Raw genomic sequence first — 385 nt, forward strand, 5'->3', positions numbered from 1 at the left:
CCCTGGTGCGGGACGAACTCGGGCAGCTCGCCGTCCTCGAAGGCCAGGCCGAAATCGACCTGCTACAGTCCTCCATCACGATTGACGTGGGCTTCATGGCAGTGAACGCGGACCAGCTCCGGGCCATCGCCACCTCCCGCCCGTTCCAGGGCCGGTTCCTCCGGGACTGGTTCAGCACCCTGGAGGCGGTGGACCAGCAGCGGCTGACCACGGCCCTGCAGCTCGGGATGACGAACGGGGAGCCCATTGACGACATCGTGCGGCGGGTGGTCGGGACGCGCAAGAACGCCTATGCGGACGGCATCCTGTCGATGACCCGGCGGGACGCCCAGGGGATCGTCCGCACCGCGGTGAACCACGTGTCCAACACCGCGCGGGGCTACGT

At 68.6% G+C, this 385-nt stretch carries 1 pseudogene; it reads left to right on the forward strand.

What is annotated here, in order from left to right:
• A pseudogene (locus D3260_RS17135) lies at positions 1-385 on the forward strand (hypothetical protein); the annotation flags it as partial.

The organism is Salinisphaera sp. Q1T1-3, from assembly GCF_003602005.1.
GTDB lineage: Bacteria > Pseudomonadota > Gammaproteobacteria > Nevskiales > Salinisphaeraceae > Salinisphaera.